Below are 8,383 nucleotides of genomic sequence, written 5' to 3'. Positions count from 1 at the left end.
TGGATTATGGAATAAGAGTTTGGAAGCTCAGAGGATTGCAAGAAATCTAGCAGCAAACAAGACCAATGCCCTACAAGTGCTTATAGCTATGATTCAATGGATTGAAAACAACATTCAAATACCATTTACAAGTGGAGCTAGAATGCCACAATACCCAGATGAAACAATAGTTAAGGGGGTTGGAGACTGCGATGACCAATCAAACCTACTAGTAGCCATGTGCAGATCGGTGGGGATACCAGCATACATACAAATGGCATTCATATATCTCGAAGGGAGAAGTTACAATGAAACGATGTTCAATGGTAGATATAAACTCATAGCTAGAAATGCTGGGGGACATGCATGGGCTAGAGTTTACATACCACCATGGGGATGGATAAATGTAGACATGACATACTACATCCCATACAAGATTGAGGGAGGGAAACTCATTAGCATAAACCCATTAGACCACATAACCAATGGGGCACTATACATAGCAAAAACCATAATAACGGAAAACTTTGTTAAGGGAGACTATATAATGGATTTAAATGATTGGATAGGGGAACTTGAAAAGTACAACTTGAATTGGGAGGAGGAGTACTCAATAAACCCACAAGTCACGAAAACTCAAAACATAATTCTAGATCCAATAGCCATGGGAGCAGTAATACTACTCATAACACTAGCAGCATCCATGACCATCATATACATAAAGATTTCAAGGAGGAAGCCTACAGCATAAGTTATAAGGACTGCCACCAAAATATAATATTGTTGATGAACCATGAGCTCAATAATGGATGTTATAAGGGGGAGGAGGAGTATAAGGAGGTTTAAGAGGGGGGAGAAGGTTTCAGAGGAGGATTTGAGGAAAATACTCGAAGCAGCAACTTATGCTCCATCAGCTGGAAATAGGCAACCATGGGAATTCATAATAGTTGAAAATGAAGATACGAAGAATAAGTTGGCGGAGGCTGCATATCATCAAACATGGATAACTGAAGCCCCCATAATAATAGTTGTATGTGCAAATGAGGAGAGGAGTGCATCGAGATATGGTGAGAGGGGGAGAACGCTATACTGCATACAAGACACAGCTGCAGCAATACAGAACATGCTACTAATGGCCCACTCATTGGGATATGGAACATGCTGGGTTGGAGCATTCAATGAAAATGAAGTTAGGAGGATTCTAAACATACCAATTGGTGTGAGGCCGGTGGCAATTATACCCATAGGTAAACCAGATGAAAGGCCAACAATGCCACCAAGAATACCCATACAAAAACTAATACATTACGAGAAGTACTGAGAATACTAAAAGAATACATGCGTGTACCCCTAAGGAATTTTACACAGACATATTGGTAGGTGAAATATATACCTAGAAATATAAATGAAATTCAATGAGTGAAGAACTGCTAGAGTTGCATAAGAAAATTGCTGAGAAAATTTTAAATTATGGTGGATTATATTGGGAAGACCTAACGATACATGCTCCGAAAACTCATGGAAGGGTAATACCAGAGATTCTAGCCATAAACATTGCAGGGAAATTGAGTGGAATAACCATTTTAGATTCAAATAGAATCTCAGTGGAATTGATGCTCGAAGTTTCAGAGTTCATGGGGAAGAAACCGAAAATATTCCAATTTGGAAATAAAGACCTTGAAATACCTGGAGCACAGAACTTAAAGATTAGTGTGGAAAAGATAAGGGAATCTGCAAGTATATTCTCAAAAATAATTATGGCATATGGAGCAAACAGAGAGTATGAGGAGGAAATAAGGAAGGATATAATGAATTTGGATGATGTGGAAGAATTAAGCAATCTAATGATGATGCTACACACACCACCAAAAATTCATGAGAAAATAAAGATGGAATTGAAGAAGATGATGAGGGATGGAGGGAAAATCAATGTAATAACAAATGTTGCTGGAATAGTTGGTGGGATGATCATGAATCCAATAATGGTCGCTCCAAAAGGGTTAGCACTAATACAAACAATAATAAACATGAAAGATAAGGAGGAGGATGAAGATTGCCAACTCATGAACAACATTATCGAAATGATAAAACCGGAGGTAATTGGTAGGATGGTGGAAGATAAGGATAGTGGAATGTTGAAGGAGCTTGAAAAGGAAGAGTTCCCAATAATCCTATGCAACATAACAAATGAAATATATAAACCATTAAAAACGTTTCTCACATGGAGCATAATAAGGTCGATCAATAATCATGGGAAAACTTTGGTTTTAAGTGAAGCAGATGAAATTGCGAGGATAAATGGTTTAGCAGAAGCCATTAAGAAGGAGGCTAAAAGTAGGGGGGTGAAAATGGTATACATATTCCAAGATGATGACTCAGAAGCATGGTTTGGAGATAAAAATGTAATATTTGACATGAAAACATCAAAATTAATGAAAGCAATGGAAGATGAAGAAGCAACATGCACCTCACAATTAATACAGAAACTCTCAAAAATCAAGGAGTTGGAAAGGTATGGTGAATTAGGGTTCGTAATTAGATATATGGGTGGATCATGGAATCTTGAAAAGGTTAACTTTAGGGGTAGCGTAATAAATAGGGTTAAGGGAACTTTAATTAAGGTTTTAGACAAGTTTATGTAGGAAAGAATTTTAAACAATACGTGGTAATGTAGGTAATGTGATTCTAAATGCCAAGAATAGTGATCAACAAAAATTATTGTAAGGGATGCGAAATATGCGTGGAAATATGCCCAAAGAAGGTTTTTGAAATGTCAAAGGAATTTAGTGAAAGAGGATATCATACACCAATACCAGTAAGACAAAATGATTGCATATTATGCCATCAATGCGAATTATACTGCCCAGATCAAGCCATAACAGTATTAGAGGACGATGATGTTGAAGGAAAGGAATGAGGAAATAGAAAGACTTGCTGAAGCAAAGAGGATATTAACTAGGAGACTTGAAGAATTGGAAGCGGAAATTAAACTGTTAAGAGACTGCATAAAGATAATAGATGAAGAACTTGTCAAAAGAAGCTTCATATCAGCAGACAAGTTAATTGAAAAGAGGGAGGCTATAGAGGGAAGAGGGAAAAGGGAAGTTGAATATGCAAAAATAACGTATAAAGATAAGGAAGGCGAAAAGAGGATTGCAACAATCTATTTTGAAGAAATGAAGAAGGTGATGAGAATAAAAGTTGAAGAGAAGATACCATCAAATGTTCCACTACTACAAAATTTCCTAATAAGTGGAGTTCTGGAGAAGATGAAGGCAGAAGATGAGGAGAAAGTGGATAGGGGGGAGATAAAGCCTGAGGAAGCATTAAATTACATGATAAAGAAGGATGGAGATTACATTAGCGAAATAATTATCAATAACGTTATTAGTGAAGATAGGAAGATTAGGATTAGGAATGCATCGAAATGGACTTTCACAAGAATATATGAGAAGATTAAGGGTGTTGAGTAATGAATGAGGAGATGTATGAAACCATACTTAACATGCCAGAATTCATGGAGAAAGCGTTAAGGGAGTTAAAATTGAATGGTGAAATCCCCCCAGAAATTGATGGAATTGCATTCTTCGGTATGGGGGGTTCAGGTATTGCTGGTAGAATAACATCAGAATGGTTGAATTATGAATGGGGGGTGAATGTCCACTCATATAATGAAATCATAATTCCAAGAAATATAAGCAGGAAGACATTAATCACACTGGTAAGCTACTCTGGAAACACTGAGGAAACATTGATGGCAGCTAAGAAGGCCATTTATGAAGGGTATAAGGTTGCAGTCATATCTAGTGGTGGAAGACTCATGGAGTTGGCTGTGGAGAAAGGCTTACCACACATTAAAATTCCAAAAATATTCAGTCAACCGAGGGAATCCCTACCATACCTATTCACAGCAACAATAAAGGTTTTAGTTGAGGCAAAGATTATTGGAAGTGAGCAACTGAATCAACTGGACGAATGCATAAAAACAATTTACAAAGTGAGGGAGGGGTTGAGGGAAAATAATGTTCCTAAAATGTTGGCTGAGAGAATCTATGGGAAAATTATATCAATATTCACTTATACACCACTAACCCCAGCAGCCATAAGATTCAAACAATCACTAAATGAGAATAGCAAAATTGTAGCGAAGGTTGAAGTTATACCTGAAGCTTGCCACAATGCAATAATGGAATGGGAGGAGGATCCCGAAATACTGAAGAAGATTGCAATGGTAATTATTAGGGAAGATAATGTGAAAGAGAAATTGATTGAAATTTCGATGAATACTTTAAAGGAGATAGCTCTACGGAAAGGTGTCACCGTGGAAGAGATATATGCCATTGGGAATAATGTATTAAGCCATATATTTTCAGCAATATACATTGGAGACTTGGTATCGATAGAGTTAGCCAATATGAAGGGGATTGACGCCAGAAAGATTAACTTAATAGATTATTTGAAGGGGAGAATTCGAAGCTCAATATATATGTAGATAAATATAGCAATTCTTATAAACAAACTCAAACAATAATATTTACGGGCGTGAATATAAATGCCAAAAAGGGTAGTTAAAGTTGGAGTAAATGGTTATGGTGTTATAGGTAAGAGGGTTGCAGATGCAGTAAAACTCCAAGACGATATGGAGCTAGTTGGAGTAGCAGACATAGCCTACGATTATAGAGTTAAAGTGGCTTCATTAAAGGGGTATGATGTATACGCATCAATCCCTGAGAAGAGGAAGGAGATGGAAGCTGCAGGGATAAATGTTAAGGGGACACTGGAAGACTTGTTGAAGGAGGTTGATATAATAGTTGATTGCACACCAAAGGGTGTGGGAGCCAAAAACAAGGCATTATACGAGAAGTATGGGAAGAAAGCCATATTCCAAGGTGGAGAGAAGCATGAAGTGGCTGGGGTAAGCTTCGTAGCACAATGCAACTATGAACAAGCAATAGGGAAGAATTTTGTAAGGGTAGTTTCATGTAATACCACAGGCCTATGTAGGACTCTGAACACCATTAAGAGGGAGTTTGGAATTAAGAGGGCGAGGGCTGTACTCGTGAGGAGGGGGTGCGACCCATGGGAGAGTTCAAGGCAAGGACCACTGAACACAGTGGTTCCAGAGGTTAAAATACCATCACATCAAGGTCCAGACGCCAAGACTGTAATCCCAGACCTAAACATAATAACATTGGCATGTAATGTGCCAGTAACATTATCACACCTACACTTCGTAATGGTTGAACCTCAAAGACTTCCAAGTAGGGATGAAGTGATAGAAGCATTTAATAAAGCTCCCAGAATAAGATTGTTCAGGGCAAGTGATGGTTTTGATGGATTACAAGCCATAATAGAGTATCATAGGGATATACTTAGACCTAGAGCAGACATGTGGGAAGTGGCAATATGGGAGGAGAGCATAACAATAGATAATGGTGAAATATGCTGGATAATGCAAGTACACAATGAAGCAATAGTGATACCTGAAAACATAGATGCCATAAGAGCCATGACTGAACTGGAATTGGATGGATGGAAGAGTATTGAGAAAACCGATAAATCCCTTGGAATAGCAAAGTAGGGAAAAACAAACAATAATATTTTTTATATTACTAAATCAACATGTATTTTGGAGGATTATGCTGTATAGTGAAATTGTTGATGTATATGAGAAGATAGAGGCAACCACAAAGAGGCTTGAAATGACAGATCTACTGGTGAATTTGCTGAGGAAGACACCTAAGGAAGTTATTGATAAGGTAATCTACCTCACGCAAGGTAAATTATACCCAGACTACTATGGCATTGAAATTGGATTAGCTGAGAGATTAGCTTTAAGAGCTCTATCAGAAGCCAGCGGCATAACTATAAGTGAATTGGAAGATAAGCTAAGTGAAACTGGGGATATAGGGCTTGTTGCAGAATACGCCTTACAGAGGAGGAAGATAAAGACTCTAACAGAATTCCTATCATCAAGTAAGAAAACCCAACTCACAGTTCTAGAAGTATACAACACCCTAGATGAAATTGCAAAAACATCTGGAGAGGGGGCTCAAGACAAGAAGATACGATTGCTTGCCGGAATACTTAAGAAGGCTACACCGAGGGAGGGAAAGTACATCATGAGAACCGTTACAGGAAGACTTAGATTAGGGGTTGCTGACATGACAATCCTAGATGCACTTGCAATAACCTTTGCACAATCAAAGGATGCAAGGGCAAAGATAGAGAGAGCATACAACGTATCCAACGATCTAGGGGAAGTTGCAAGGAGACTTGCGGAGGAGGGGCTTAGAGGAATGGATAAAATAAAGATAGTCATCGGTAGACCCATAAGACCAATGCTTGCAGAGAGACTCTCAAATGCAAAGGAGATTATGGAGAAGCTTGGTGGAGGTCTTGCAGCAGAATATAAGTATGATGGTGAAAGGATACAAGCCCATAAAAGTGGAGATAATGTTATACTATTCTCTAGGAGGAGTGAAAACATAACACACCACTACCCAGACGTATGCGAACTAATAAGGTCGGGGTTGAAGGCTAAGGAAGCTGTGGTGGAGGGGGAAGCTGTAGCAATAAACATACAAACAGGAGAATTCCTACCATTCCAAGAACTAATGCATAGGAGGAGGAAGTATGGTATAGAGGAAGCTATGGAGAAGTATCCAGTAACACTATTCCTATTCGACGTACTATACGTTGATGGAGAGGAAATGCTCGACAAACCATACTTGGAGAGGAGGAGGAAGCTTGAGGAAATAGTTGTAGAGGGGGAGAGGGTAAAGATAGCCACATCAAAGATTATAAAGAACACTGAAGAACTCGAGAAATTCTTCATGGAAGCAGTGGAAATTGGATGTGAAGGGCTTGTATGCAAATCCATAGCATCAGACTCCATATATCAAGCTGGAGCTAGAGGGTGGCTATGGATAAAATACAAGAGAGACTATAAATCAGAGATGACGGACACCGTGGACTTAGTGGTTGTGGGGGCATTTTGGGGTAAGGGGAAGAGGGCTGGAAGTTATGGAGCACTATTAATGGCTGCATACGATGATGAAACAGATACATTCAAAACAGTATGCAAAGTTGGAAGTGGATTCACAGATGAAGATCTCGAAAAACTACCATCAATACTTGAACCATACAAGATACCACACCCACATGCAAGGGTGGATGCGAAATTGGAAGCAGATGTATGGTTCACACCAGCAATAGTATTAGAGATTTTAGGTGCAGAAATAACCCTAAGCCCAATACATACATGTGCATTAAATAAGATTAGGGAGGGAGCTGGACTAGCCATAAGATTCCCAAGATTCACGGGGAAATATAGAACTGACAAGAAACCTGAAGATGCAACAACAGTGAAGGAAATAATTGAAATGTATAAGATGCAATTAAAGAAGATTGAGGAGCAATGAGGAAGAGTAGGGATGAATGGTGGGAGAATTATAAGAGGTATCTAGATGAAAGCCCAATATCAATAACAAAGCTGGTGGAAACATTATCCCCAAACAAGATTATACCATCAAAACAGTATGTGAAGATAAATAGGAAGTACACGTTATGGGAATTTCAAAGGGAAATTCTAGATAAAATAGTAAGCTACGATTATGGGTTGATAGTTGGATTACCAACAGGTTTAGGTAAAACATATGTGGCAGGAGCATACTTGGAAAGGAAGAGCTGTGAAAGAGGGGTAAGAATATTATTCCTAGTTCCATCAGTACCCCTAGGAGTACAACAAACAATATTTGCAAGGGAGAAGCTTGGAGTTAAAGATGCATACTTCATATCCGGAGCCATACCACCTGAAAGGAGGATGACACTAAAGGTTTGGAATGCAGGATTCGTGGTAACCACACCCCAAACATTCGCCAACGACCACCTATACCCATTCAAAGATGAAATAAAGAGGATGAAGAATGAGGAAGGAGGATTAATACAGCTAAAGGAGCTATTCAAAGTGGCGGAATTCGAATTCCCATACGATATAGTTGTGGCAGATGAATGCCAGAAATATATTGGGGAAACAGATGGATATGCAATACTCATGGCTGCAAAGGCATGTGGGAAAAAGGTTCTAGCTTTAAGCGCCACACCACAATTACACTCAAAAACGAGATTAGCGGAATTGAAGAGGATATTCGATGTGATAGAAGTATTCTCCCTAGAGCATCCAAGTATTAGGAAGCATATACCCCCAAGAATACTCTACATAGTTAGACTGGAAACACCACAGAAGCTCTTAGAAGTGTATAAAGCATTAAGTAAACAGGTATCAGCATTGGAATCTGAAATAAGGAAATTATATGGATCAAAACATCTAGATGAAAATTGTATTGAACATCCAATATGCAAGAGGAGGATGACACTAAAACTTTTAACCTTCAGATTAATT

General features: G+C 38.6%; 9 protein-coding genes. All 9 read left to right on the top strand.

Annotation, left to right across the window (positions count from 1 at the left end; genetic code table 11):
- On the top strand, nucleotides 1-730 hold a 730-nt coding region (locus MRT15_RS07505), incomplete at its 5' end, for a transglutaminase family protein (protein ID WP_304329400.1).
- A 42-nt stretch (nucleotides 731-772) separates the two neighbouring features.
- Nucleotides 773-1,300 carry a nitroreductase family protein gene (locus MRT15_RS07500; protein ID WP_304329399.1) on the top strand — a complete coding sequence of 176 codons (528 nt, stop codon included), beginning with the start codon at nucleotides 773-775 and terminating at the stop codon, nucleotides 1,298-1,300.
- A 94-nt stretch (nucleotides 1,301-1,394) separates the two neighbouring features.
- Complete coding sequence (locus tag MRT15_RS07495) at nucleotides 1,395-2,621, top strand: hypothetical protein (RefSeq protein WP_304329397.1); 1,227 nt, start codon at nucleotides 1,395-1,397, stop codon at nucleotides 2,619-2,621.
- A gap of 47 nt (nucleotides 2,622-2,668) precedes the next feature.
- Entirely contained in the window at nucleotides 2,669-2,896 is a 228-nt protein-coding gene (locus MRT15_RS07490; protein ID WP_304329395.1) for a ferredoxin family protein, read from the top strand.
- Entirely contained in the window at nucleotides 2,877-3,452 is a 576-nt protein-coding gene (locus tag MRT15_RS07485; protein ID WP_304329393.1) for a hypothetical protein, read from the top strand. The genes MRT15_RS07490 and MRT15_RS07485 overlap by 20 nt, the downstream gene beginning before the upstream one ends.
- A complete protein-coding gene (locus MRT15_RS07480) occupies nucleotides 3,452-4,471 on the top strand; it encodes a bifunctional phosphoglucose/phosphomannose isomerase (RefSeq protein ID WP_304329391.1) in 1,020 nt (339 codons plus the stop codon). The genes MRT15_RS07485 and MRT15_RS07480 overlap by 1 nt, the downstream gene beginning before the upstream one ends.
- A 60-nt stretch (nucleotides 4,472-4,531) precedes the next feature.
- Entirely contained in the window at nucleotides 4,532-5,560 is a 1,029-nt protein-coding gene (locus MRT15_RS07475) for a type II glyceraldehyde-3-phosphate dehydrogenase (RefSeq protein ID WP_304329389.1), read from the top strand.
- Between the two features lie 58 nt (nucleotides 5,561-5,618).
- Complete coding sequence (locus MRT15_RS07470) at nucleotides 5,619-7,403, top strand: ATP-dependent DNA ligase (RefSeq protein ID WP_304329387.1); 1,785 nt, start codon at nucleotides 5,619-5,621, stop codon at nucleotides 7,401-7,403.
- On the top strand, nucleotides 7,400-8,383 hold a 984-nt coding region (locus tag MRT15_RS07465), incomplete at its 3' end, for a DEAD/DEAH box helicase (RefSeq protein ID WP_304329385.1). The genes MRT15_RS07470 and MRT15_RS07465, both read left to right, overlap by 4 nt.

Source organism: Candidatus Culexarchaeum yellowstonense (assembly GCF_024707025.1).
GTDB lineage: Archaea > Thermoproteota > Methanomethylicia > Culexarchaeales > Culexarchaeaceae > Culexarchaeum.
Note: the sequence above shows the minus strand (reverse complement) of the source record. Positions and strands in the feature narration are given on the sequence as shown.